We start from the raw sequence: 24719 nt of genomic DNA, 5'->3' as shown, positions 1-24719 counted from the left end.
AGCCCTCATGAGCCTGCACGGTCTGCTCGACGCCGTCACCAAGGACCCCGCGCTGGAGGAGGCTGTCGCTGCCGCCGCCGACGGCAACCGGCACCACGTCGACCTCGTCGGCCCGGCGGCGGCCCGCCCCTTCGCCGTGGCGGCGCTGGCCCGGTCCGCCGGGCGGCCGGTGCTCGCGGTCACGGCGACCGGCCGGGAGGCGGAGGACCTGGGGGCCGCGCTGCGCTCCCTCCTCCCGGAGGAGGGCGTGGTCGAGTACCCCTCCTGGGAGACGCTGCCGCACGAGCGGCTCAGCCCCCGGTCGGACACCGTGGGGCGGCGCCTCGCGGTGCTGCGCCGGCTGGCGCACCCGGATCCGGGCGATCCGGCCACCGGGCCGGTCTCGGTCGTCGTCGCGCCGATCCGCTCGGTGCTGCAACCCCAGGTCAAGGGGTTGGGCGAGTTGGTGCCCGTGGCGCTCAGGCAGGGGGAGAGCGCCGATCTGGACGAGGTCGTGGACGCGCTGTCGGCCGCCGCGTACGCGCGCGTGGAGCTGGTGGAGAAGCGCGGCGACTTCGCGGTCCGCGGCGGCATCCTGGACGTCTTCCCGCCCACCGAGGAGCACCCGCTCCGGGTGGAGTTCTGGGGCGACGAGGTGGAGGAGGTCCGCTACTTCAAGGTCGCCGACCAGCGCTCGCTGGAGATCGCGGAGCACGGGCTGTGGGCCCCGCCGTGCCGCGAGCTGCTGCTGACCCCCGAGGTGCGGCGTCGCGCGGCCGAGCTGGCCGAGGACCATCCGGAGCTGCACGAACTCCTCGGCAAGATCGCCGAGGGGATCGCGGTGGACGGCATGGAGTCCCTGGCGCCGGTCCTGGTGGACGAGATGGAGCTGCTGCTGGACGTGCTGCCCGCGGGCAGCATGACGGTGGTGTGCGACCCGGAGCGGGTGCGCACCCGGGCCGCCGACCTGGTGGCGACCAGTCAGGAGTTCCTGCAGGCGTCCTGGGCGGCCACCGCCGGTGCGGGGGACGGCGACGGCGCGCGGGCCCCCATCGACGTCGGGGCCGCCTCGCTGCGCGGGATCGCCGAGGTGCGGGAGCACGCCCGCGAGCTGGGCATGATGTGGTGGACGGTCAGCCAGTTCGCTGCGGACACCGAGCTGACCGGCGCGGACGCGGACGACGGGGACGTGCTCCAGCTCGGCATGCATGCTCCGGAGACCTACCGGGGGGACACCGCACGGGCGCTCGCCGACACCAAGGACTGGCTCTCGCGGGGCTGGCAGTGCGTGTACGTCACCGAGGCGCACGGCCCGGCGGCCCGCACCGTCGAGGTGCTGGGCGCCGAGGGCGTTCCGGCGCGGCAGGCGGGAGCCGAGCCGGCGCCCGCCCCGTCGGTGGTGACCGTGGCGTGCGGGTCCCTCGACAACGGTTTCGTCGCCCCGGAGCTCAAGCTGGCGGTGCTGACCGAGACCGACCTGTCCGGACAGAAGGCCGCGGGCAAGGACGGCACCCGGATGCCGGCCCGCCGCCGCAAGCAGATCGACCCGCTGACGCTGCAGCCGGGCGACTTCATCGTGCACGAGCAGCACGGGGTGGGCCGCTACATCGAGATGGTGCAGCGCACGGTGCAGGGCGCCACTCGTGAGTATCTGCTGGTGGAGTACGCGCCGGCCAAGCGCGGCCAGCCCGGCGACCGGCTGTTCGTGCCGACCGACCAGCTGGAGCAGATCACCAAGTACGTGGGCGGCGAGCAGCCCACCCTGCACCGGCTGGGCGGCGCCGACTGGACGAAGACCAAGGCGCGGGCCAAGAAGGCGGTCAAGGAGATCGCCGCCGATCTGATCAAGCTCTACAGCGCGCGGATGGCGGCGCCGGGGCACGCGTTCGGCACGGACTCGCCGTGGCAGCGGGAGCTGGAGGACGCGTTCCCGTACGCGGAGACGCCGGACCAGCTCACCACCATCGGCGAGGTCAAGGAGGACATGGAGAAGTCGGTCCCGATGGACCGGCTGATCTGCGGCGACGTCGGGTACGGCAAGACGGAGATCGCGGTGCGGGCCGCGTTCAAGGCGGTGCAGGACGGCAAGCAGGTGGCGGTCCTGGTGCCGACGACGCTGCTGGTGCAGCAGCACTTCTCCACGTTCTCCGAGCGCTACGGCCAGTTCCCGGTCAACGTGCGCGCGCTCTCCCGGTTCCAGACCGACACCGAGGCGCGGGCCACGCTGGACGGGCTGCGGGACGGCACCATCGACGTGGTCATCGGCACCCACCGGCTCTTCTCCTCGGAGACGAAGTTCAAGGAGCTGGGCCTGGTCATCGTCGACGAGGAGCAGCGGTTCGGTGTGGAGCACAAGGAGCAGTTGAAGAAGCTGCGGGCCAACGTGGACGTGCTGACGATGTCCGCGACGCCGATCCCGCGCACCCTGGAGATGGCGGTCACCGGCATCCGCGAGATGTCCACCATCACCACGCCGCCCGAGGAGCGGCACCCGGTGCTCACCTTCGTCGGCCCGTTCGAGGAGAAGCAGATCGGTGCGGCGATCCGCCGGGAGCTGCTGCGCGAGGGGCAGGTCTTCTACATCCACAACCGGGTCGAGTCCATCGACCGCGCCGCGGCGCGGCTGCGGCAGATCGTCCCGGAGGCCCGGATCGCCACCGCGCACGGTCAGATGACCGAACAGGCGCTGGAGCAGGTGGTCGTCGACTTCTGGGAGAAGAAGTTCGACGTGCTCGTCTCCACCACCATCGTGGAGAACGGCATCGACATCTCCAACGCCAACACCCTCATCGTCGAACGCGGCGACACCTTCGGGCTCAGCCAGCTCCACCAGCTGCGTGGCCGGGTGGGCCGCGGGCGCGACCGCGGCTACGCCTACTTCCTCTATCCGCCGGAGAAGCCGATGACGGAGACGGCGCACGAGCGGCTGGCCACCATCGCCCAGCACACCGAGATGGGCGCGGGCATGTACGTGGCGATGAAGGACCTGGAGATCCGCGGCGCGGGCAACCTGCTCGGCGGGGAGCAGTCCGGGCACATCGCGGGCGTCGGCTTCGACCTGTACGTGCGGATGGTCGGCGAGGCGGTGGCCGACTACCGCGCGGCGCTGGAGGCCGGGGAGGCGGGCCCGGTCGAGGAGGCGCCGCTGGAGGTCAAGATCGAGCTGCCGGTCGACGCGCACGTCCCGCACGACTACGCGCCGGGGGAGCGGCTGCGGCTGCAGGCGTACCGTTCGATCGCGTCGGCGAACACCGAGGAGGACATCGCCGCCGTCCGCGAGGAGCTGACCGACCGCTACGGGCCGCTGCCCGAGCCGGTGGAGAACCTGCTGCTCGTCGCCGGGCTGCGGATGCTGGCCCGGGCGGCGGGCGTCACCGACATCACCCTCCAGGGCGACAAGGTGCGGTTCGGACCCATCGAGCTGCGGGAGTCGCAGGAGCTGCGGCTCAAGCGGGTCTACCCGGGCTCGGTCATCAAGCCGGCCACCAAGCAGGTGCTGGTGCCGCGCCCCAAGCCCGGCACCATCGGTGCCAAGCCCCTCGCGGGCCGTGATCTCCTGGCCTGGGCGGGCGAGTTCCTCACCACCGTGCCGGCTTCCTGACGGCTCGGGGGGCTCGGGGCCTCCCGGCCCCGGGCCGGACTCCGGCGCCCCCGGGGGGCCTCGGCGTCCGCCCTGTGCGGCGGTCGCGGGCCGTGGCCCCACGGGGCCGGTGTCAGTGGACCGACACCACGGCGGGCGGGGCGCCCTGGTCGAGTTCCTTGTCGATCTCGTCGGCGGCGTCGCCGAACGCGGTGACGACGGTGATCAGCCCCCAGATGCCGAGCGCGAACGCCGCGAGTGAGAGCAGCACTCCGGCCAGCGCCGTCTTCCCGTTGCTCGCCAGCCCCTTCTTGGCGCGGGAGCGGCCGACCAGGCCCAGGATGAGGCCGATCAGCCCGAGGGTGCCCGAGAGCCAGAAGAGGATGGGCACCAGTCCGGAGAGTGCTCCGACCAGGCCGAGGACGAGTGCGGTGAGGCCGAGTCCGTTGCGGGGCGCGGCGGCGGGCGGGGCGGGGTGGCCGGAGGCGTGGTGTGCGTGCGACATGGGTGTCCCCCCAGGGAGCGGTGGTGTCGGATGGGTTGGTGGGGTGAGGCGCGGCGGGTGCCGGTGCGCGGTCAGAGCGAGAGGCTCCACTGCGCGGGCTCGGTCTCGAAGTCGTTCACACTGACCTCGATGTCGAGCGTCTTGGCGGCGGGTGCCGCGTCGAAGCCGTAGGTGGCGGTGGCGCGCTTGCCGGGCAGCAGTTGTCCGGTGAAGCCGTTGCCGACGGTCTCGCCGTCGAAGATCCCCGCGGTCGTCTCGCCGTCCTCGCCCTCGCGGGCGCCGACCGTGACCAGCGCGGTGTCGATCTTGGTGTCGCCGGTGTTCTCCAGCGTCACGCGCACCTTGTACGCCTGCTTTCCGGACTTGTGGCCCGCCGCGTACGCGGAGGGTGTGAACCGTGCGGGTGCCGCGACGGTCACTTCGAGGCCCTTGTCGCGGTAGACGGCGGACTCGCCGGCGGCGCGCGGACCGGACTCGCCGCCGGAGCCGCCCGAGGTGCCCGCCTGCTTGTCCGTCCCTTTCCCGTGCTTGCTCTTCCCGGTGGTCTTGGCAGCCCGGGACTTGCCGGTGGTGGGTTCCTCCAGGGAGCAGGCGCCGAGTGCGCCGAGCGCGAGCACCGTCGTGGCGGAGACGGCGGCGGTGAACAGCGGGTGCTTGCGGGGCAGTGCGCGTGCGGGCATGACGCGACCTCCGGTAGTGAAGTGTGAGCGGGACCGGTTCGCCGTGCTGTGAACCGATGGAGTAATCACAGCATTGCTTGTGAACCGAGTCAACATGAATACCGTGGCTCGTGAAAATTCACGTCGTGAACAGAAAGGGTTGCCGGTTCGGTGGGTATGCTCGTGCGGACCGCCACGGCCCACGGCGGCATGTGAACGGGGCGGCCGAACAGTGAACGGGAGGAATCCGGTGTCGGACGGCGCGGAAGTGACAGCAGCGGCCATCGCCCGGCTCGCCGGCGTCGGCAGAGCCGCGGTCAGCAACTGGCGGCGGCGCTACACCGACTTCCCCCGCCCCGTCGGCGGCACCGAGACCAGCCCGGCCTTCTCCCTCGCCGACGTCGAGAGCTGGCTCCGCGACCACGGCAAACTCGCCGAAGCCCCGCTGCGGGAGCAGGTGCGCCGCCGGCTGGAGAGCGCCCCGGAAGGACACGGCCCGGCTCTGGTGCGCGCCGGTGAGCATCTGGCCGGACTCCGCGAACTGCTGAACACCGACCCCGTCGCCGAGGCGCGCGGCGCACTCGACCGGATGATGCGCGAGACCGGCCCCGCCGCCGCGTTCGAACAGCTCCTCGCCGACTACTTCGAAGCCAACCCCCGCCAGTACAGCCTCACCCCGGAGCCGACCGCCGCGCTCATGGCCCGCCTCGCCGGACCGGGCGAGTCGGTGCTCGACCCGGCGTGCGGCTCCGCCGAACTGCTGGCCGCCGCCGCTACCGGCCCGGCGGACGGCTCGGGCGGCCCCGGTGCGTCCGGCCGGCCCGCCGCGCTGTACGGCCAGGAGACCGACCCGCTGCTCGCCCGGCTTGCCGCCCTCCGCCTCACCCTGCGGACCGGCTCCGCCGCGGCCGGCCGGTGCGCCGTCGATGTCCGCACCGAGGACGCCCTGCGCACCGAACCCCCCGCCGACGCGCCGCTGGTGGCCGCCGTGCTGTGCCACCCCCCGTACAACGAGCGCAACTGGGGCCACGACGAACTGGCCTACGACCCACGCTGGGCCTACGGGCTGCCCGCCCGCACCGAATCCGAACTGGCCTGGGTGCAGCATGCGCTGGCGCGGCTGCGCCCCGGGGGGACGGCGGTGCTGCTGCTGCCGCCCGCGGTCGCCGCGCGCCGCACGGGCCGCCGGGTGCGTGCCGCACTGCTGCGCAAGGGCGCACTGCGCGCGCTCCTCGCACTGCCGCCGGGCGCCGCCGCGCCGCACAGCCTGCCCCTCCACCTGTGGGTGCTGCGCAAGCCGGACGGCGCCGCGGACGCCGCTTCCCGGCTGCTGCTGATGGACGCCTCGGGGGGCCGCGCGGACGGTGCGGAACCGCCGCCCTGGGAGCGGACGGCAGCCGACATGCTGGCCGTGTGGCGGGCGCACGAAGCCGGGGAAACCGTCCCCGAGCAATCCGGGGTGTGCGCCACCCTGCCGGTGATCGACCTGCTGGACGAGGAGGTCGACCTCAGTCCGGCGCGCCATCTGCTGCCGAGCGGTACCGGTACGGACGCAGCGGCGCTCGCCTCCGTCCGCGCCGAACTGGAACGCACCCTGCGCCGGACCCTCGATCTGACCGCCGCCGACGACCCGGCCCTGCCGGACCGGCGGTCCGCGGCACCCGGCTCCACGGCACTGCCCGAGGCCACCGTCGGCGAACTCGCCCGCACCGGAGCGCTGGAGGTCCACCTCGCGACGGCCGATGCCGTCACCACCGCGCCGGGCGACGTCGTCATCCCCGTACAGGGCCGGGGCGCCGCCTACGTCGTCGCCGAGGGGGAGGGCGGGGCCCGGCTGGGCAAGCCGCTGTGCCTGCTGCGCCCCGATCCGGCGGCGCTGGACGCCTGGTTCGTCGCCGGTTTTCTGCGCTCGACGGCCAACACCCGGCAGGCCAGCAGCTACGCCTCCAGCTCCTCCCGGATCGATGTGCGCCGGCTCCGGCTGCCGCGGCTGCCACTGGAGCGGCAGCGGGCGTACGGGGAGCGCTTCCGGCTGCTCGCCGAGTTCGAAGCCGCGCTGCGGCGCGTGGGCGAGGTGGGCGAGGAGTTCGTCCAGGGCATGTTCGACGGACTCGCCGACGGCACGGTGCCACCGGCCTGAACGCCGGCCTGAACCGCCGGTCCGCGGAGGTTCCGGGAGCGTGCGGGATCGCCGTGCGCGCCTGCCTCGGCCCGGCGCGAACGGGACCTGTCGACCGAGGGAGTTGACAACGATTCTGCTTCCCCGGGCCGCCGCGTATCCGGGAGTCCGTACCGGTGTATACGCTCACCTCCTGCCTTGTCCGCTGCTGTCCCACGCAGGAGGAAAGATGTACGGCCCGGCCGCGTCCCAGCCACCGCAGCCGCCGCAGCAGCCCCATCCCGGTGCGGGGGGCGCCGGTGCGCGTCCCGGGGGCACGCGTGCCCTCCTGGTGCGGATCGCCTTCGCGTCCTTTCCCCTCTGGTCGCTGGGGCTGCTGGCCTGGGTGCCGTCGCTGCGGTTCGCGATCCTGCGGCGGCGGCCGCTGGACTGGGCGGTGTTCGCGGGGGCCTGCGTACTGACGGCGGTCTACATCCTGCTGCTCTTCGTGGTGCCGGAGACGAAGCCCGGTGAGGAGGGCAACGCGCAGCTCGGCGCCGGGGTGTACATCGTGCTGCTGATCGGCGGTGCGGTCGTGCACGCCGTACTCGCCGACCGCGCCCCGCGTGCGCCCCGGGCCGCGCCCACGCCGACCCTGTACGCGCCCGCGCCGGGTCCGTACGCTGCCCCGGCGCAACCGGCACCCGCGCCCGCGCCCGCCACTCCGTACGACGGCGCCGCACCGTACGCCCAAACGGTGTCCGCACCCCCGAACCCGCACCAGAACCCGTACCCGGGTTCCGTGCCGCCCGCCTCCCCACGGATGCGGCAGGTCGCCTCCGAGCTCGACGAACTCGGCGAGCTGCTCCGCCGCAACCAGCCGGGCGCCGGTACCGCCGGTTCCGGCGCCGACGGCCCCGGCGCCGAGCACCGGCCCGGGACCCGGGACCCCCGGCAGCAGCAGCCCGGCCCCTGGGACCGGGCGTGAGGCCCGGGCGGCTGATCGCGGGCCGGTACGAGCTGTCCGAGCCGCTCGGCAAGGGCGGCATGGGCCAGGTGTGGGGCGCGCTCGACACCGGGCTCGGCGGCCGCTCCGTCGCGGTCAAGCTGGCGCACTCCGAGCGGATGGCCTCCCTCGTGCGCAGTGCCGACCCGGAGGAGCTGCGGCGCCGCTTCGCGCGCGAGTGCCGGGTGACCGCGCAACTCGACCATCCGGGACTGGTGACGGTCTACGACGCGGGCCAGGACGGCGAGGAGCTGTATCTGGTGATGCAGCGGCTGGACGGCAGCGACCTGGCGGACCACCTGGCCGAGCACGAGCCGTACCCGTGGCAGTGGGCCGTCGCGGTCGCCGCGCAGCTGTGCTCCGCGCTCGCGGCCGTGCACGCCGTGGGGATCGTCCACCGCGACCTGAAGCCCGGCAACGTGATGGTCCGGCCGGACGGCCGCGTCGTCATCCTCGACCTGGGCATCGCCTCCGTCGGTGCCCCCGACGTCACCCGGCTGACGCGTACCGGCGCGCTGGTGGGGACCCCCGTCTACATGGCGCCCGAGCAGGCCACCGGCGGGTCGGCCGTCGGCCCGGCGGCCGACCTGTACGCGCTGGGCGTGGTGCTGTACGAACTTCTCGCCCGCCGCACCCCGTTCGAGGCGCCCGAGGCCGCCGGGCTGCTCTACAAGAAGCTGCACGAGGAGCCGGACGCGCTGGAGCTGCTGTGCCCCAACGTCCCCGCACCGCTGCCCGGGCTCGTGAACCGGCTGCTCGACCGCGATCCCGCGAGGCGGCCCGCCGACGCGCACGAGGTCTACGCGGCCCTCGCTCCGCTGCTGCCCGGTCCCGGAGAGCGCGCTCCCGGGCCGCCGCTCGATCCCACCCGGCCGTTCCTGGCCCCGGCGGCGCCATGGCCGCCGCGCCGGTCGGCGGTTCCGGGGCCCGGCCCCCAGGGGGATCTGAACGCGGTGCTGGAGGACATCCGCCGCCTGCTGGGCGCCGGCCGCTACGCGGAGGTCGCCGCGCTGCTGGGTCGCGCCCTTCCGGCAGCGGTCACCACCTACGGCGAGAGTTCGCCCATCGTCCGCACCCTGCGCAAGCAGTACGCCACCGTTCTGGTGGACACCGGGCGGTACGCCCAGGCGCTTCCCGAACTCTCCGCCCTGCTGCGCGATCTGATCGGCGAACGCGGCATGCACGACCCCGCGGTGGCCCAACTCCTGCAGGACGAGGCGCACTGCCGCCACCAACTGGCGTCCCCGGCGGGCCGCATCCCGTACTGACCTTCCCCGCCTGCCGCCCGCCGCCCTCCGGGGCCGGCGGGCGGGCGGCTCAGTGCTCCTCCTCCCACTCCAGCTCCCGCTCCTCCTCCTGCTCGCGTTCGCGGGCGCGCTCCCGGCTGCGGAACTGGCGGATGCGGCGCAGTACGGGGTTCTTCTCGCGCTGTTCGCGGGACTGCCGGTCCAGCTCCTCCCACAGGCGCTGGGAGCGCTTCTCCACGTCCAGTTCGTCCAGCAGGCGGTCGGCCTCGGCGAGCAGGGCGCCGTGCAGCTGCCACTGGCGGGGGTGTTCGCGCACCTTGTCCAGGAGCTGGAAGGCGATGACGTCCCGGCTGGCGCGGCTGGCCTCCAGCTCCCGTACCAGCCGGTCCTCGGCCTCCTCCGCGCTGGCGCTGACCGGCGTGGTGATCAGCAGCGCGAACGCCTCGACGGCGCCTGCCATGTGCACGTAGAGCTCCTGCATGCCCTCGGCGGTCTCCTCGCTGAACAGCGGCTCGTCCAGACGTTTCTTCGCCAGGTCGGTCACCGTCCGCGCCGTGGTCCGCAGTACGACCGCGCAGATCTCCAGGGCGTCCAGGCCGGTGCGCAGCACGACGCGGGAGAGCAGGCCCTCCCGTACCCGCGGATTGAGGCGCAGGCTGTCCTCGGCGCGCCGCAGTTCGACGTCGACCTCCACGATGTCGTGGTCGAGCCGGCGGGCCTGGTGCAGCCGGTCGGCCGCCTGACTGACCGGGGTGATGCCGCGTACGTCCTCTCCGAGGCCCACCAGCAGCCGGTTCATCCGGCCGGAGAGGTCCAGTACGGCGTCCCCGGCGGGCTGTACCCACACCGGGGGCACGAACAGCACGTTGAAGGCCAGTCCGACGACCGCACCGATCAGCGTTTCCAGAATCCGGTCCCAAGCCATGGCTGCGACCTGACTCTGAGTCACCCCCAGTACCAGCATGGCGCTGATCGCCGTCTCCGGGACGAACTCGCCCGCCTTCACGAACCGGCCGACGATCAGCGCGGCCAGGATCACCACGCCCAGGCTCCACCACGTCAGGCCGACCAGGGCGCTGAAACCGCTGGAGATGAGCACTCCGGCGACCACGGCGTTGACGCGGCGCACGCCGGTCCGCAGGGTCGTGTAGAGCGTCACCTGGGTGACCAGCAGTGCGGTGAGCGGCGCGGTCAGGGGCGCGGCCTCGCTACTGAGTTGCAGCGCGACGGCGTAACTCATCACGGCGGCGATGGTGGAGCGGGCCGTCTGGGCGACGACGGGCTCACGGTGCCGCCGCACCAGATTGAGCAGGGGATCGGTGACTGCTTGACGCACCCTGCGTCCCTCCCCGCTTTCCCGCCGGTTGCCACAGGGACAGCTCCGTCGGGGTGACGACAGCGGTCTATGCTCGCCCGATGACTGCCGCGACAGCTCCTCCCCGCCCCGCCTCCTCGCCGCGCCCCCGGCAGCGTTCCGTGCGGCGCCCCATGCGGCGGAGCGCCGCCGCAGTCCTCGCCGCCACGGCCGCCACCGCGCTGCTGGCCGGGTGCGACGGCCTGCCGCAGCAGAAGGAGGACGGCGGCACCACAGGCGGCGGCTCGGACGCCTCCGCGACCCCGACCGGCACCCCGGCCTCCGGCGGCGCGGGCGAGCAGACCAGCCCGCTGAAGAACCCGGAGGGAACCGAACCGGGACTGGCCCCCCTCACCTCGGACGTCGACAAGGTCCGCGCCCGGCGGCTGATCGACCAGGTGCGCACCAAGGGCCGCGGCCCGCGCACGGGCTACGAGCGGGAGAAGTTCGGCAGCGCCTGGCTGGACACCGCCGAGGGGATACCGCTGGCCCGCAACGGCTGCGACACCCGCAACGACGTGCTCAAGCGCGACGGGCAGCAGGTCACCTTCCGCTCCGGCTCGGACTGCGTGGTCGTCTCGATGACCCTGGCCGACCCCTACACCGGCAAGGACATCGCCTGGAAGAAGGCGAAGGCCACCGAGGTCCAGATAGACCATGTGGTGCCGCTGTCGTACGCCTGGCAGATGGGGGCCGCGCAGTGGGACGAGGAGAAGCGGAAGCGGCTGGCCAACGACGTGCTGAACCTGCTGCCCGTCTCGGGTTCCCCCAACGCCTCGAAGGGCGACTCCGGGCCCGCCTCCTGGCTGCCCCCGAACAAGCGGATCCGCTGCTCGTACGCGGTGCGGTTCACACAGGTGGCCCTGGAGTACGACCTGCCCGTCACGGCTCCTGACAAGCGCATGATGCTCCAGCAGTGCGAGGGCTGAGTGCGCCCGGGCACTGACAGCCCGTCACCCGCGTCTCGTCCGACGGTGGAGCCGCCCCTGTGGGAGGGGCTGGAAGCCGTCGACTGGGCGGGCCTGCGGCACAACTACGGCTCCGCCGAGGACGTGCCCGGTCTGCTGCGCCGCTGCGCGGGTCCGGACCCCGAGGACGCGGAAGAGGCCGCGTTCGAACTGCACAACCTTCTCCACCACCAGGGAGGCTGGATCTGCTCCGCCGCCCCGGCCGCATTGCCGTTCCTGCTGCGGCTGGCCTCCGCACCCCAGGTGCGGTGCCGGCTCACCGTGCTGGACGTGGTGACGATGCTGGCCGGCGAGGAGAGCCAGGTCGCCGAGAGGTTCCTGACTCCCGGCTGGGCACCGACGTGGAAACGCCTGCTGCCCGACGTCCTCGCACTGCTGGCCGATCCCGACCCGGAGGTGAGGCGAGCCGCGACGGCCGCTGTCGGCTTCTGCGCCAGTCCCGGTGCCCTGCTGCTGCCCGCGCTGCTGCGCTGCTGGCAGGCGGAGAGCGACCTCGTGAACCGCCTCGACCTGGTCCTGGCATTCGGCCAGGCGGCCGCCCGGGAGCCGGTCGGTGACCGGGCCGACGAGGTCGACACCCTCCTCCGAGCGCTGCTCGACGCCCCGGAACCCCAGCTCCGGCTCGCGGCCGTGCACGCGCTCGCGCCCGCCGCGCCGGACCTGGCGGCGAGCCGGCTGGACGTCGTGCTGGACGCCGTCCGCGCCCCGAGCGCGGAGCTGTGGCAGCACAGCAGCACGATGGAGACCGGGGTGGAGGGAGTCCAGCAGTGGACCGCCGGGCTGTTCACCGGCGCGTCTCCCGCCTTCGCACTGGGCCTGCTGGCCGATCATCCCGATGCGGAGCAGCGGGCCGGCGGTCTGGCGCAGGCGGGCGGGCTGCTGTCGCGGTGGCGGTCGCCGCAGGAAGCCCTGCTGCCGGCCGTCGCGGCCCGGCTGGACGATCCGGACACCGAAGTGCGGTACCGGGCGGCCGGCCTGCTGGCCTGCCTCGGCCCGTCGGCCGCCGCCCATGCCGACGCGGTCGCCGCGCTGCTCGCCGACACCGCCGCCCGGCGTACCCGGACGGGGCAGACGGTGGCTCAGGCAGCCCTGTGGGCACTGGCCCGGATGAACGATCCGCGCTGTGTTCCCGGACTGGCCGAGTACGTGACCGGCCACCGGACCGGCTTCGCACCGTCCGGCTACAGCAGCGTCCGCTCGGGATACGACACCGACCTCCCGGACCTCTCCGAGGTGCTGGGCGCGCTCCCGGACCACGCGGAGCCGCTGCTGCCCGACATCTGCGACCGGCTCGCCGGCACCACGGACCCCGGCGCACTCAGGCAACTGTGCGAAGTGCTCGCCGCCTGGGGACCCGCCGCGAAAGCGGCCGTACCCCGCCTGCTCGATCTGCTGGGCGACGACCGCAGGTGGACCGCGGCGGCGACAGCCCTGGCCGGAATCGGCCCGGCGGGCAACGGGGGCCGGCAACTGCTGCTGGCCCGGTCGGCCGCGGCCACCGGGACGGACGCGGAACTCGCCGCCTGGGCGTACTGGCGGGTCGGCGGGGACCCCGGCCCCGCACTCGAGGTGCTGGGGCCCGCCGCCACCGAGGGCCGCTTCCCCCACCCCGCCCTGCGCAAGCTGGCCGATCTCGGCCCGCACGCCGCTCCCTTCGCGGACCGCCTCCGGACGAGGGCCGGTCCCCCCGGCGACTGGACCGGAGTCGAGGCCGCGCACGCCCTGTGGGCGGCGACCGGTGACACCGAGCACACCGTCCCGGTCCTCCTGGAGGCGGTGCGGGGCCTGGCCGAGGGTGCCTACCAGCCCGTCATGCTCTCCGCGGTGCGTCATCTGGCCCGCATCGGTCCCGCCGCCCGGCCCGCCGCCGACCTCCTGCGCCACCTGCCCGCCTGCGACCGGCGCCTCCACTACTTCAGCGGCCGGCGCGCCTTCACCGAGGACGAGGCCATCCGCGCGGCCCTCGACGAGCTGCTCACCGCCACGGAGTGAGCCTCCTCGGTCGGGCCGCGAACGGCGGCGTCCCGGCCGGGTGCGGAGGCCGCCGCTCCGGCACACGGCTCGTACCGCTGCCGGTATCGGTGTCGCACTGCTGTACGGGCAGCTACCCAACTGCTCCCGAATCGTTAGTCGATTTGATCGGAAGCGTTAGCGGCGCAGACCCCCGGCTTTAGTCGTGGGGATAGCCGCCTCACGACGATGCCCTTGACCAGGTCATCGTTAGTTAGCTTGAAGCTGTATAGTGGCGTTATGGCAGTCACCCTGCGGTCCAACCGCAATGTGACGTTCCAGTGTGCCTTTCACATCGTGTGGTGCCCGAAGTACCGACGGCGCGTGCTGGAAGGTCGCATCGAGCAGCGCTTGAAGCAGATCGTCCGCGAGGTCATCGAGGAGAAGGGGGCATGGCTCGTCGAGCTTGAGGTCATGCCCGACCACATCCACATGCTTGTTGAGGTCGATCCGCAGTACGGCGTTCACCGGCTGGTGAAGGCGATGAAGGGCCGCTCGTCCCGCGTCCTGCGTGAGGAGTTCCCCGCTCTCAAGTCGCGTCTGCCGACGCTGTGGACGAACAGCTACTTCGCGGCCACGGTCGGTGGGGCTCCGCTGGATGTGGTGGAGAAGTACGTCGAGAACCAGAAGAACGTCTGAGGGGAGGTGAACCATGCTGACCGGCCGCAAGTACCGGCTCGCGCTCGACGCCGAGCAGACGGAGATGTGCGAGGAGTTCGGGAACATCTGCCGGGCGGTGTGGAACACCGGCCTCGACCAGCGGCGCCAGTACCGGCGGCGCGGCGCGTGGATGAACTACGTGCCGCAGGTCGCCGAGCTGGCCGACGCCAAGAAGGAACACCCCTGGCTCAGGGCCGCCCCCTCTCACGTCCTCCAGCAGACGCTCAAGGACCTGGACAAGGCGTGCCGGGACCACGGCGCCTTCAGGGTCCGCTGGCGCTCGAAGGCACGCTGGTCCCCCTCGTTCCGGTTCCCCGCCGGGAACCTCATCACCGTCGAACGCCTCGGCCGCAAGTGGGGTCGGGCGAAGCTGCCTAAGCTGGGCTGGGTGACCTTCCGCTGGTCACGCCCGCTCGGCGGTGAGGTCAGGTCGGCCACCGTGTCCCGCAGGTCCGGGCACTGGTACCTCTCCTTCCTCGTCTCCACCCAGGAGACGACGCCCGAGCAGCACGCCATGCCGAACACGGCGGTCGGCATGGACCGAGGCGTTGCCGTGGCCGCCACCACATCGGACGGCGACTTCCACGACCGGCAGTTCGTCACCGAAGGTGAGAAGACCCGGTACCGGCGCTTGCAGCAGCAGCTTGCCCGCACGAAGAAGGGCAGCGCGAACCGCCGCAAGGTCCTCGCCCGCATGAACCGCATCATGGGCCGGGTCACTGACCGCCGGGCCGACTTCTGCGCACACCTGGCAAACCGGCTCACGGCCCGGAACGCCGTGGTGGTCCTCGAAGACCTCAAGACGAAGAACATGACGGCTTCCGCCTCCGGCACCCGCCAGAAGCCGGGCAAGCAGGTTTCCCAGAAGCGGGGCCTCAACCGGGCCATCCTTGACAAGGGCTGGCACCGTCTCGAACTCGCCCTCGCCAACGCCGCCCGGTACACGGGCACCGAACTGGTGAAGGTCCATCCCGCGTACACGTCGCAGCGGTGCTCCGCCTGCGGCTTCGCCACCGGAGGAAACCGAGAGAGCCAATCGGCCTTCGTGTGCAAAGCCGTAGGCTGCGGGTACCGGCAGAACGCCGACGTGAACGCCGCACGCAACATCCTCAAGGCGGCCGGGGCGGCCGTCTCAGCCTGTGGAGACTTCGGGGCCACCCGGTCGGTGAAACAGGAACTACCGGGACCCCGTGAGGCAGTACCGGTCCGACCAGCGATTCCGCTGGTCGGAATCCCCCGGCCCTAGCCGTGGGGAGGAACTCAAGTCGAACCGGTGGTCATGGACCCGTTCGACTCCCTACTATCGATCATCGCCAGGTCGTGCGAGGACGCGCGACCCTCGCCGCCGCCGGGAGGCCCCATGGAAAGCCGTCACCGCAGGTCCGCGCTCACCCTCTCCGCCGCAGCGGCGCTCGTCGCCGCGGCACCGCTGCTCACCGCGTGCGGCGACGACGCGCACCCGGGCGCGGCGGCTCTGGTGAAGGGCGACCGGATCAGCATGGGGCAGCTCCAGTCCCGGGTGGGGGCCGTGCGGGACGCGCAGCGGGCCACGCCGCAGGGCGAACAGATGATCAAGCAGAGCGGCAAGCTGACCCGGGCCACCCTCGACGGCATGATCCGGGAGCGGATCGTCGCGCAGGCCGCCCGCGACGCGAAGGTGGGCGTCAGCCGCCGCGAGGTCCAGCGGGTCCGCGGGCAGCTGGAGGTGCAGGCGGGCGGCAGCAAGCAGCTCGAGGCCGTGCTGCTGCGCCAGCAGAGCGTCGCGCCGGACGAGATCGACGACCGCATCCGCATGCAGCTCCTCGTCGAGAAGATCGCCAAGGCCAAGGGCATCGACCCGACGTCGCCGGACGGGAACCAGCGGCTCACCAAGGAGCTGTCGGCCACGTCCAAGAGCATGAACATCGACGTGAACCCGCGCTACGGCAGGTGGGACACCGACCGCTCCACCCTCACCGGCGCGAAGACCCCGTGGCTGCGGGACCTGAGCGGCGAGGCGGCGCAGCGCCCGCAGCGGATGTGACGCCGTGACGCTGTTTCGCTGTGACGCGGGGCGCGGCGGCGGAGGCGACGCCGGCGCCGGGCCGGAGGCCGTCCGGGTTACGTTCGTAGGGTGAACGAGATCCCCGAGACCGGCCGTGTCGTCCTGCTCACCACCACCCACCGGGTGGCGCCCGGACTGCTCTCCTGGCCCGCCTGGGAGGCCCTGCGCGACGCCGACCGGGTGCTGTGCGCCGACCCGGCCCACCCGCAGCTCCCCTATGTGCGGGACGCCGGGGTCAAGGCCGAGGCGGGCGTCGAACTCGACGCACGGGAGCTGGTCGCCGAGTGCGCACAGGGCGGCGGCCGCTCGGTCGTCGTGCTGGCCACCGCCGAGGGGGAGCCCGCGCTCACCGACGGCCTCGCCCGGCTGGCCGGCTCCGGCCGGCAGGCCATGCCCGACCTGGAGCTGCTGCCCGGCTCCTACGATCTGCCCGGCGCCCGGCTGCTGGACGCCGTCCAGGTGATGGACCGGATCCGGCGCGACTGCCCGTGGAGCGCGCTGCGCACCCATGAGGACCTGCTCAAGTACGGCGTCGAGGAGGTCTACGAGCTGATCGACGCCATCGAACGCGGCGACCGCGCCGAGCTGCGCGAGGAACTCGGCGACGTCCTGCTCCAGGTCGTCTTCCACGCCCGTATCGCCCAGGACGACCCCGAAGAACCGTTCGGCATCGACGACGTGGCCGCCACCCTGGTGGAGAAGCTGGTGCACCGCCACCCGCACGTCTTCGGCGACGACGTCGCCGAGACAGCGGTGGAGGTCGAGGCGCACTGGCAGCGCCGCAAGGCCCTGGAGAAGGCCGAGCGGACCTCGGTCACCGAGGGCGTCCCCTTCGGCCAGCCCGCCCTCTCGCTCGCCGCGAAGCTCGCGGGCCGCGCCCGCACGGCCGGCCTGCCCGCGCCCGCGGACGGCGCCGCCGGAGGCGTGGGCTACGCCTTGCTGGCGCTGGCCGCGGACGCCGAACGCGCGGGCGTCGACCCCGAGGCCGCGCTCCGCGCCGCCGCCCGCGAGTACCGCGACCTGATCCGGCACGCGGAGCAGCACCCCGCCGACTGACCCCGGCCCGGCCCCACCACGGGTGGTCGCCGGGCCGGGGCGAGGGGCGACGCCGCTACGGCACCCGCACCGGTACCGGGTTGTCCGGGTGGTCGAGCCACACCCGCTGACCGCGCGGAGCGACCGTCAGCCCGTACCGTGCGAACCCCGGCTCGCCGTGCTCGCGCCACCAGGACAGGACGGCCTCCGCCTCGGCCCACAGGCGGCGCGGTCCGTACTCGGCGACCTCGAACTCGCCGCGACCGGGTTCGTGGTCGGCCGTCGCCCACGACGTGCAGCCCATGTCGAGGAGCCACAGCCGGTACGCGCCGGCCCTGCGCCACTCGACGCGACAGAACATGTCGGGCACCTGCACGCCGAGCGTGAACATGTGGTGCCAGGAGCCCATGTCGTCCGGCGAGAGGGTCGTCGTGCGCCGCGACGCGGTGCTCGGCCAGTTCGACGCGCCGGGAAACGCGTCCGTCGGCGGGAACGTGTCGCGCTGGTCGCGCAGGCGCATGAACGCCGAGGACATCACGAACTGCCCCATGGCGACGCCGTCCTCGCCGACCCTCAGCCGCGCGACGCCCTGCCCGCCGTAGGGCGGACCCCACGGGGCGACGATCACGGCTCCTTCCGCGGCCTGCTCGACCCACTCGTACGGCACGGTGGAGATCCCGCACGTGGCGATGATGCGGTCGTACGGGGCGCCGTCCGGGTAACCCTGCGCGCCGTCGCCGACGACGGACAACGGGTTGAGGCCGACCGCGGCGAGGCGGCGCCGCGCTTCCTCGGCGACGGACGGATCGACCTCGACCGTCACCACGTTGTCCGGGCCGAGCCGGTAAGACAGCAGGGCCGCATTCCAGCCCGTGCCGGTCCCGATCTCCAACACCCGATTTCCGCGCCCGACGCTCAGGGCGTCGAGCATCGAAAACACCATCTTGGGCATGGAGTTGGACGAGGTCGGAGACCGGCCCTTGTCCGTGCCCGGGTGCGCGCCGTCGTCCCATTGCGTCGTGAGCGGAACGTCGCTGTAGACCTTCCCCCACCACCGCGCCGGGTCCGTTTTGCGGTCGATCACCTCGCCCTGACGGTTACCGCCCGCCGTCCCCGGCCACAGCCGATCGGGCACGAACGCGTCACGCGGCACCGCCTTGAACGCGGGCATCCAATCCGACGTGAGTGCACCCTTTTCCAGCAGCACGGAGGCCAGCCCTCCCGGGCCCGCCTCCTTCGTGCCGGGAGTCTCGGCGGTCACTTACTCGCCGTCCGCCGGGCCCTGGCCGTCCGAGGTGTTGCCGCCCTCGTCGGAGCCGCCGCCCCCGTGCTTGTTGCCGGAGTCGCTGTCATCCTGCGGATTTCCACCATCCGCCCGCGTCATCCACGGAAACGCGTCCACTGTGTACCTCCTGATCGGTGGTGCTCGGGTGGTGCTTCTGAAATCCGCCTCGACCGGGCGATGAACCATCGGGCGCGGCCGAGGCGGAGCCTACGCGGGCGCTGTTGAGCAGGCGCCCGATGCGCAGCGGGACACCGGGCACGCACAGCGCCCGCCGCGAGGGTCGGTGTGGGGTGGGCTGTTGCTCCGGCACGGGCCCGCCGGCCCGGAGTCGAGCGCGCTCGGCCTCGACCCAATGGAGCTGTTCGACCCGGAAGACGCACCAGTGGCAGGCACGGAAGGGGACGGTGACACCGCGCGCCTCCATCGTCCCCAGGCACGCCACCGGCAGGTTCGTACGCTCGCAGCGGTGGCAGGATCCGCGGCGGAAGTCGAACCGGGCCCACAACTCCAGCGGCCTCACGCCCATGCGGCACCCCGCGTCCGGCGCGGTGTCAGCACGGAGTGTGCGGACGGGCCCGGTCGGCGCCCATGACGTGCAGGAAGCCGCCCGCCTTCTCGACGCTCCGCGCCACCTCGTCGTACTCCTGCGCAATGGTCGAGATCATCGAGCGCCACGGTGTGAGCACCGCACCGGCCTTCCGCTCCTCGACCAGTTCCACGGCGCGGGCCAGCCCCTCGCGTCCCTCCGGCGGGAGCAGCCCGACGCGGTCCTCGACCACGTCCACGATCTGCCAGCCGAACGACCCGGCGTACGCGAGGCACTCCTCGCGCGGCCCCGCGATGTCGGAGTTCGCCGCCGCGCACAGATAGACCACGACCCGGAACCGGTCGACCTTCGCCACGCGGGCGGGCACGGGGCCCTCGCCCGGTACGTGACCGGCCGCGTGATCCGCGAGAGCGTGCCGCCGCCGCCTCTCACCCTCGGTGCGCCGGGCCGGAGTCGGCCGCTTCCTGAGTCCCTGCTCGCTGCTGACCATGCATCAATCGTGTCGCCTCGCTCACCCAGGGTGAAGAGATCCGACGTAGGACCAGCGCAACGAGTGTCCGGCCGACTCCTACGCCGCGTCGGCGTCACGCGACCAGCGGGACCCCGATCGCCTCGCCGATGCTGCGGACCCGCGCCGTCGACACCTTCGCGATCCGCCGGCCGATGACCCCCGGCAGCGCCTGGTGCCGCACCCACTCCGGCGCGTCGAGACCGACCTCGACCAGGGTGTCGCCCGCCTGGTCGTACAGCCCGGCCGAGCACTGCGCGAGCGCGACGTCGAGCTTGTAGCGGTTGCGGGCCAGCTTGGGCATGGCGCGGGGCAGTCGGGTGCGCGCCGCCAGTTGCAGCGCCCTTCCGTGGTTGCCGAGTGCCACCGCGATGCCCACGGCTTCGGTGTTCGCCATGGTGGGGCCGAAGTGCGTGCCGTACATCGCCGTGTCCGCACCGAGCCGGGCGGCCGCCGCGTGGGCCTGCGACAGATAGTCGTCCGCGGAGACGGAGTCGCCCTGCCGTGACGCGGCGACGGCCGCGGAGACCATGAGCCGGCCGTACGCGACCATCCGGGGCCGGGACGCCCCGCTGAAGGAGGGCTCGATCCGGGCGGCCGCCTGCTCGGCGACGGACACCGCCCGCTGGATTCTGGCGCTGCGCAGCGAGATCCAGGACAGCGTCGAGTCCACGAGCGCGGCCTGCACCTCGTCGCCCGAGTCCGCCGCCAGGTGACGGGCGGAGGTGAGCGCGCTCAGGGCGAGGTCCCGCTGCCCGAGGAGGAGCGCGGTCGAGGAGGCGAACTGGTAGGTACTGGCGAGCAGCGAAGCGAGCTGTTCACGCTCGTGGCCCGTGGCCCGCGCGTACCCGGCCCGCCCTTCGAGCAGCACCTTGGCCGCGAGTTCGCTCAGTTCCCCGAACGAGCCCTGCCAGTAGGCGGTGCCCAGACGGTCGTGCGCGGCGGAGAGTTGGCCGAGCGTGCTCGGTTCCTCGATGCCCTCCCACCCGCCGAGCGCGCTGTCGTGCACCGCCTCGGAGAGCCGCCGGACAGCGGCCCTGGTGTCCCTGCTCATGCCCCGGCGCGGGGCCTGCTGCCCGAGAATGACGGCCACGTCGGTGCGGAGCGCACGGGCGAGCTTGAGCAGGGAGCCGACGGACAGCTCCCCGCGGTCCTGCTCGGCTTTCTGCACCAGGGCGTAGGAGACGCCTGCGGCTTCGGCGAGTTCGTACTGGGTGAGGTCGGAGCCCCGCAGGGCCTTGATGCCCTTGCCCGTCGTCAGATCAGCCCAGTTGCTCACGTGTGCACCTCAGCGGTTTCGGGCCTGGTGGCTGTCGCTTCGATGGTAGGGCCGGCCGGGTGGCCGTCTCCGGTGAATTGTGAACGGTGCGGCCGCCCCGGGCCTGCCTCAACCCGCCCTGCTCCACAGGGACGTGTGCCCGCTGGGGACCGGGCCGACACCGCCCGCACACGGCGGCGCACGGCGGCGCACACGGCGGCGCTCCCGGCGGAAGTCCGCCGGGAGCGCCGATCGGGCCGTCGCCTTGGGTCAGGAGCGCCCCGCGGCGCAGCTGTGCGCGATGCCGTCGAGGATGTCGTGCTCGCTCACCACGACCTCTTGGGCGCCGATCCGCTCCATCAGCGTCAGCAGGACGAGGGCTCCGGCGCTGATCACGTCGACCCGCCCCGGGTGCATGACGGGGATGGCGGCACGTTCGTCGTGGGTGGCGGACAGCAGCCGGGAGGTGAGTTCGCGGACCTGCGCCAGCGGGAGGCGGGAATGGTGGATGCGGGCCGAGTCGTAGGCGTCCAGCTCCAGCGCGATGCCGCCGAGCGTGGTGACGGTGCCCGCGAGCCCCACCAGGGTGTGCGGCCGCTCCAGCGGCACCGTCTGCGCCACCTGGTCCAGCGCCGCGTGCACGTCGGCGCGGATCGCGGCGATCTGTTCGGCGGTCGGGATCTCGGTGCGGGCGCCGCCGGGCGTGAGATGGCGCTCGGTCAGCCGGACGCATCCCACGTCGACGCTGCGGGCCGCCTCGACACGCTCGCTGCCCAGCACGAACTCGGTGGAGCCGCCGCCGATGTCCACCACCAGGTACGGCGGTGGGAACGTGCCGGGTGCCAGCCCCTCGGTGGCGCCGGTGAAGGAGAGGTCGGCCTCCTGGTCGCCGGTGATCACCTCCGGCTCGACGCCGAGGATGTCCAGCACGCCGCGGACGAACTCGTCCCGGTTCTCCGCGTCGCGGGACGCGGAGGTGGCCACGAAGCGGGTCCGCTCGGGCGGCACGCCGAACTCGGCGAGGACCTCGGCGTAGCGGCGGCAGGCGGCGAAGGTCCGCTCCAGTGCCTCGGGTGCCAGCCGTCCGGTGCGGTCCACACCCTGCCCCAGCCGGACGATCTCCATCCGGCGGTCCAGTTCGGTGAGACCGCCCGGGGTGCCGTCGGCCGATACCGCCACGTCGGCCACCAGCAGGCGGATGGAGTTGGTGCCGCAGTCGACGGCTGCCACACGGTTCGTCGTCACGGCCGGGCCTCCTCGGGTTCCGCCGTCTCCTCGGGGACCGTCACACACGGCCCCTTGCGCCACCACTCGGGCAGCATCGCCAGCGCCTCGTCGCCGAGCGGGTTGACGCCGGGGCCGGCGACCAGCGAGTGCGCCACCAGCACGTGCAGGCACTTGACCCGGTCGGGCATCCCGCCCGCGCTGGGGAAGCCGACCAGTTCCTCGATGGCGTCGCGGCGGGCCAGATAGTCCTGGTGCGCGGCGCGGTAGGCGTCGGCCAGCTCCGCGTCCTCGGCCAGCCGCGCCGTCATCTCCTTCATCACGCCGTTCGCCTCCAGCGTCCCGATGGCGGAGGCGGCGCGCGGGCACGTCAGGTAGTACGTGGTGGGGAACGGCGTGCCGTCCTCCAGCCGGGGTGCGGTCTCCACCACGTCGGGCAGCCCGCAGGGGCAGCGGTGGGCGATGGTGCGCAGCCCGCGCGGCGGGCGGCCGAGCTGCTCCTTGAAGGCGGCGATGTCCGCGTCGGTGGGCGCGGTCGGCTCGGTGCGGGGCGGTGGGGTGTCCATGGGTGGGGTGCTCGTCGCTTCGCTTCGGTCGTCAGGAGGGTTCGGTCGTCGTGCGGTCGATCGTCATGTCGTGCGGTCGATCGTCATGAGGCGGGGCCGGGCAGCGGTTCGCCCGGGGAAGAGGCGCGGCGGGCGGTTCACCCGTCCTGGTCCGCGCGGTCCACACCGTCCCACAGGTTCTGGTACCAGGCCCGGTCCTCCGACTCGTGCGCGCGGGGGCGGCGCACCTCCGCGGTACCGTCCGGCATGGTGTAGCCGGTCTCGCCGGGGCGGACGAAGTGCAGGTGCTCACGGGCCTGCCGTTCCACATAGGCGGGGTCCTGCCAGCGGGCCCGCTGCTCGCGCAGCCGCTTCACCTCCGCACGGGCCTGCTCGGCCTGCCGGCGTTGGTCGGCGATCTGCGAACGCTGGGTGATGTACTGCCGGGTCGGGTACGCGAGCGCGACGACCAGGGAGCACACCACCAGGGCGAGGAGCGCGGCCCGGCCGGTGAGCCTCCCCTTGCGCGGGGTGCGGACCGTGCGGCCCTGGGCGCGGTACACCCGCTCGGCGGCCTGGGCGCCGAGCGCGCGCAGGCGCGTCGCGGTGGAGAAACGGTCCCGGTCCGCTCCCATACCTCTCCCCTGCGGTCCAGCTGCCGAAGCTGTGCGAACGGTGTCGCCGGTGCCCTGCCCCCGGGACCCCGGGAGGAGTGGGGGCGCAGAGCACCGGCGGCGCGGCGTGCGGCGGTCAGCGCTTGTAGCGCGGGAACGCCGAACGACCGGCGTAGACCGCCGCGTCGTCCAGGATCTCCTCGATCCGCAGCAACTGGTTGTACTTCGCGACGCGCTCCGAGCGCGCCGGGGCGCCGGACTTGATCTGGCCGCAGTTCACGGCGACGGCCAGGTCGGCGATGGTCACGTCCTCGGTCTCGCCCGAGCGGTGCGACATCATGCACTTGAAGCCGTTGCGCTGGGCCAGCTCGACCGCGTCCAGCGTCTCGGTCAGCGAACCGATCTGGTTGACCTTGACGAGCAGCGCGTTGGCGATGCCCTCCTCGATGCCGCGGGCCAGCCGCTCGGGGTTGGTGACGAACAGGTCGTCGCCCACGAGCTGCACCTTGTCGCCGAGCTTGTCGGTGATGGTCTTCCAGCCCGCCCAGTCGTCCTCGAACAGCGGGTCCTCGATGGAGACCAGCGGGTAGTCGGCGACGAGCTGCTCGTAGTACTCGGTCATCTCGGCGGCGGAGCGCTTCTGCCCCTCGAACGCGTAGACGCCGTCCTCGTAGAACTCGGAGGCGGCCACGTCCAGCGCCAGCGCGATGTCCTGGCCCGCGTTGTATCCGGCCTTCTGGACGGCCTCGATGATCAGGTCGAGGGCCTCGCGGTTCGAGCCGAGGTTCGGCGCGAAGCCGCCCTCGTCGCCCAGCCCGGTGGCCAGGCCGCGCTCCTTGAGCACGCCCTTGAGCGCGTGGTAGACCTCGGCGCCCCAGCGCAATGCCTCGGAGAACGACTCGGCGCCGATCGGCGCGATCATGAACTCCTGGATGTCGACGTTCGAGTCCGCGTGCGAACCGCCGTTGAGGATGTTCATCATCGGCACCGGGAGCTGGTGCGCGTTCGGGCCGCCCAGGTAGCGGAACAGCGGCAGGTCGGACGCCTCGGAGGCGGCGTGCGCGACGGCCAGCGAGACGCCGAGGATGGCGTTGGCGCCCAGCGAGGACTTGTCGGCGGTGGCGTCCAGGTCGAACATCGCCTGGTCGATCAGGCGCTGCTCGGTGGCGTCGTAGCCGACCAGCTCCGGGCCGATCTGCTCGATGACCGCGAGGACGGCCTTCTCGACGCCCTTCCCGCTGTAGCGCGCGGCGTCGCCGTCACGCAGTTCGAGCGCTTCGAAGGCGCCGGTCGAGGCACCGGACGGCACGGCAGCACGGCCGGTGCTGCCGTCGTCGAGGCCGACCTCGACCTCGACGGTGGGGTTGCCTCGCGAGTCGAGGATCTCGCGGGCTACGACGACGTCGATGGACGGCACGAGGTTTCTCCTTCGTCTGGGACGACTTTCCGCCCCGAGCCTAACCGTCCCGCCCGGCGCACCCGCGAGGCTGTCCCGTTTCCTGCCGGGGTGTCCCTTCCGGGAGGGCTCTCCTCCGGCGAGGTACGGCCACGGCGGACTGCTCGGACTGCTCGGACTGCTCGGACTGCTCGGAC

The 24719-nt window shown here is 72.9% G+C and carries 21 protein-coding genes; 10 read left to right on the top strand and 11 right to left on the bottom strand.

The features are described 5' to 3' along the window. The first annotated feature begins 7 nt into the window (after positions 1 to 7). Complete coding sequence (gene mfd, locus P2424_RS12160) at positions 8 to 3580, top strand: transcription-repair coupling factor (protein ID WP_276475771.1); 3573 nt, start codon at positions 8 to 10, stop codon at positions 3578 to 3580. A gap of 112 nt (positions 3581 to 3692) precedes the next feature. Here mfd and P2424_RS12155 read toward each other — a convergent pair whose 3' ends face one another. Beyond that, on the bottom strand, positions 3693 to 4064 hold the full coding sequence (locus tag P2424_RS12155; protein ID WP_276475770.1) for a hypothetical protein: 372 nt from the start codon (positions 4062 to 4064) through the stop codon (positions 3693 to 3695). A gap of 71 nt (positions 4065 to 4135) precedes the next feature. After that, complete coding sequence (locus tag P2424_RS12150) at positions 4136 to 4744, bottom strand: hypothetical protein (RefSeq protein WP_276475769.1); 609 nt, start codon at positions 4742 to 4744, stop codon at positions 4136 to 4138. A gap of 229 nt (positions 4745 to 4973) precedes the next feature. Here P2424_RS12150 and P2424_RS12145 point away from each other — a divergent pair, with 229 nt between their 5' ends. The 3 genes from P2424_RS12145 (at position 4974) to P2424_RS12135 (ending at position 9095) form a co-directional block, all read left to right on the top strand. Then, positions 4974 to 6863 carry an N-6 DNA methylase gene (locus tag P2424_RS12145; protein WP_276475768.1) on the top strand — a complete coding sequence of 630 codons (1890 nt, stop codon included), beginning with the start codon at positions 4974 to 4976 and terminating at the stop codon, positions 6861 to 6863. A gap of 208 nt (positions 6864 to 7071) precedes the next feature. Continuing rightward, positions 7072 to 7809, top strand: a complete 738-nt coding sequence (locus tag P2424_RS12140; RefSeq protein ID WP_276475767.1) for a hypothetical protein — start codon at positions 7072 to 7074, stop codon at positions 7807 to 7809. Then, positions 7806 to 9095, top strand: a complete 1290-nt coding sequence (locus P2424_RS12135; protein ID WP_276475766.1) for a serine/threonine-protein kinase — start codon at positions 7806 to 7808, stop codon at positions 9093 to 9095. The genes P2424_RS12140 and P2424_RS12135 overlap by 4 nt, the downstream gene beginning before the upstream one ends. Positions 9096 to 9144: 49 nt before the next feature. Here the strand turns inward: P2424_RS12135 and P2424_RS12130 are convergent, their stop codons facing one another. Beyond that, the gene (locus P2424_RS12130) at positions 9145 to 10410 is read right to left on the bottom strand and encodes an FUSC family protein (protein ID WP_276475765.1); all 1266 of its coding nucleotides are present in this window, start codon (positions 10408 to 10410) and stop codon (positions 9145 to 9147) included. A gap of 152 nt (positions 10411 to 10562) precedes the next feature. Here P2424_RS12130 and P2424_RS12125 point away from each other — a divergent pair, with 152 nt between their 5' ends. From P2424_RS12125 to P2424_RS12100, 6 genes are all read left to right on the top strand, one after another. Then, a complete protein-coding gene (locus tag P2424_RS12125; protein ID WP_276478941.1) occupies positions 10563 to 11357 on the top strand; it encodes an HNH endonuclease family protein in 795 nt (264 codons plus the stop codon). A gap of 45 nt (positions 11358 to 11402) precedes the next feature. After that, positions 11403 to 13388, top strand: coding sequence for a hypothetical protein (locus tag P2424_RS12120; protein WP_276475764.1), 1986 nt, complete (start codon positions 11403 to 11405; stop codon positions 13386 to 13388). A 258-nt stretch (positions 13389 to 13646) separates the two neighbouring features. Then, a complete protein-coding gene (gene tnpA / locus P2424_RS12115) occupies positions 13647 to 14045 on the top strand; it encodes an IS200/IS605 family transposase (protein ID WP_069991001.1) in 399 nt (132 codons plus the stop codon). A 13-nt stretch (positions 14046 to 14058) separates the two neighbouring features. Next, positions 14059 to 15312 carry a transposase gene (locus P2424_RS12110; RefSeq protein WP_276475763.1) on the top strand — a complete coding sequence of 418 codons (1254 nt, stop codon included), beginning with the start codon at positions 14059 to 14061 and terminating at the stop codon, positions 15310 to 15312. Positions 15313 to 15426: 114 nt separating this feature from the next. Further along, entirely contained in the window at positions 15427 to 16089 is a 663-nt protein-coding gene (locus P2424_RS12105; RefSeq protein ID WP_276475762.1) for a SurA N-terminal domain-containing protein, read from the top strand. A gap of 90 nt (positions 16090 to 16179) precedes the next feature. After that, positions 16180 to 17166 (top strand): nucleoside triphosphate pyrophosphohydrolase, encoded by a 987-nt coding sequence (locus tag P2424_RS12100; protein WP_276475761.1) that lies wholly within the window; start codon positions 16180 to 16182, stop codon positions 17164 to 17166. Positions 17167 to 17221: 55 nt separating this feature from the next. On the opposite strand, the gene P2424_RS12095 is transcribed toward P2424_RS12100, so the two are convergent. From P2424_RS12095 to eno, 8 genes are all read right to left on the bottom strand, one after another. Beyond that, positions 17222 to 18352: a methyltransferase domain-containing protein gene (locus P2424_RS12095; RefSeq protein ID WP_276478940.1), complete on the bottom strand. Its 1131-nt coding sequence runs from the start codon at positions 18350 to 18352 to the stop codon at positions 17222 to 17224. Positions 18353 to 18406: 54 nt separating this feature from the next. After that, positions 18407 to 18547, bottom strand: coding sequence for a hypothetical protein (locus tag P2424_RS12090; RefSeq protein ID WP_157838545.1), 141 nt, complete (start codon positions 18545 to 18547; stop codon positions 18407 to 18409). 434 nt (positions 18548 to 18981) lie between these two features. Next, the gene (locus P2424_RS12085; protein WP_276475760.1) at positions 18982 to 19467 is read right to left on the bottom strand and encodes a hypothetical protein; all 486 of its coding nucleotides are present in this window, start codon (positions 19465 to 19467) and stop codon (positions 18982 to 18984) included. A gap of 94 nt (positions 19468 to 19561) precedes the next feature. After that, positions 19562 to 20764, bottom strand: coding sequence for a helix-turn-helix domain-containing protein (locus P2424_RS12080; RefSeq protein ID WP_276475759.1), 1203 nt, complete (start codon positions 20762 to 20764; stop codon positions 19562 to 19564). 249 nt (positions 20765 to 21013) lie between these two features. Continuing rightward, on the bottom strand, positions 21014 to 21988 hold the full coding sequence (locus P2424_RS12075) for a Ppx/GppA phosphatase family protein (protein ID WP_276475758.1): 975 nt from the start codon (positions 21986 to 21988) through the stop codon (positions 21014 to 21016). After that, on the bottom strand, positions 21985 to 22533 hold the full coding sequence (locus P2424_RS12070; protein WP_276475757.1) for a DUF501 domain-containing protein: 549 nt from the start codon (positions 22531 to 22533) through the stop codon (positions 21985 to 21987). Before P2424_RS12070 ends, P2424_RS12075 begins: the two co-directional genes overlap by 4 nt. A 137-nt stretch (positions 22534 to 22670) precedes the next feature. Beyond that, on the bottom strand, positions 22671 to 23147 hold the full coding sequence (locus P2424_RS12065; RefSeq protein WP_276475756.1) for a septum formation initiator family protein: 477 nt from the start codon (positions 23145 to 23147) through the stop codon (positions 22671 to 22673). Positions 23148 to 23262: 115 nt separating this feature from the next. Beyond that, on the bottom strand, positions 23263 to 24543 hold the full coding sequence (eno, locus tag P2424_RS12060) for a phosphopyruvate hydratase (RefSeq protein WP_276475755.1): 1281 nt from the start codon (positions 24541 to 24543) through the stop codon (positions 23263 to 23265). Between the last annotated feature and the right edge of the window lie 176 nt (positions 24544 to 24719).

Origin of the sequence: Streptomyces sp. WMMB303 (assembly GCF_029351045.1) — a bacterium.
Taxonomy (GTDB): Bacteria; Actinomycetota; Actinomycetes; order Streptomycetales; family Streptomycetaceae; genus Streptomyces.
This window is presented reverse-complemented; position numbering and strand designations above follow the sequence as displayed.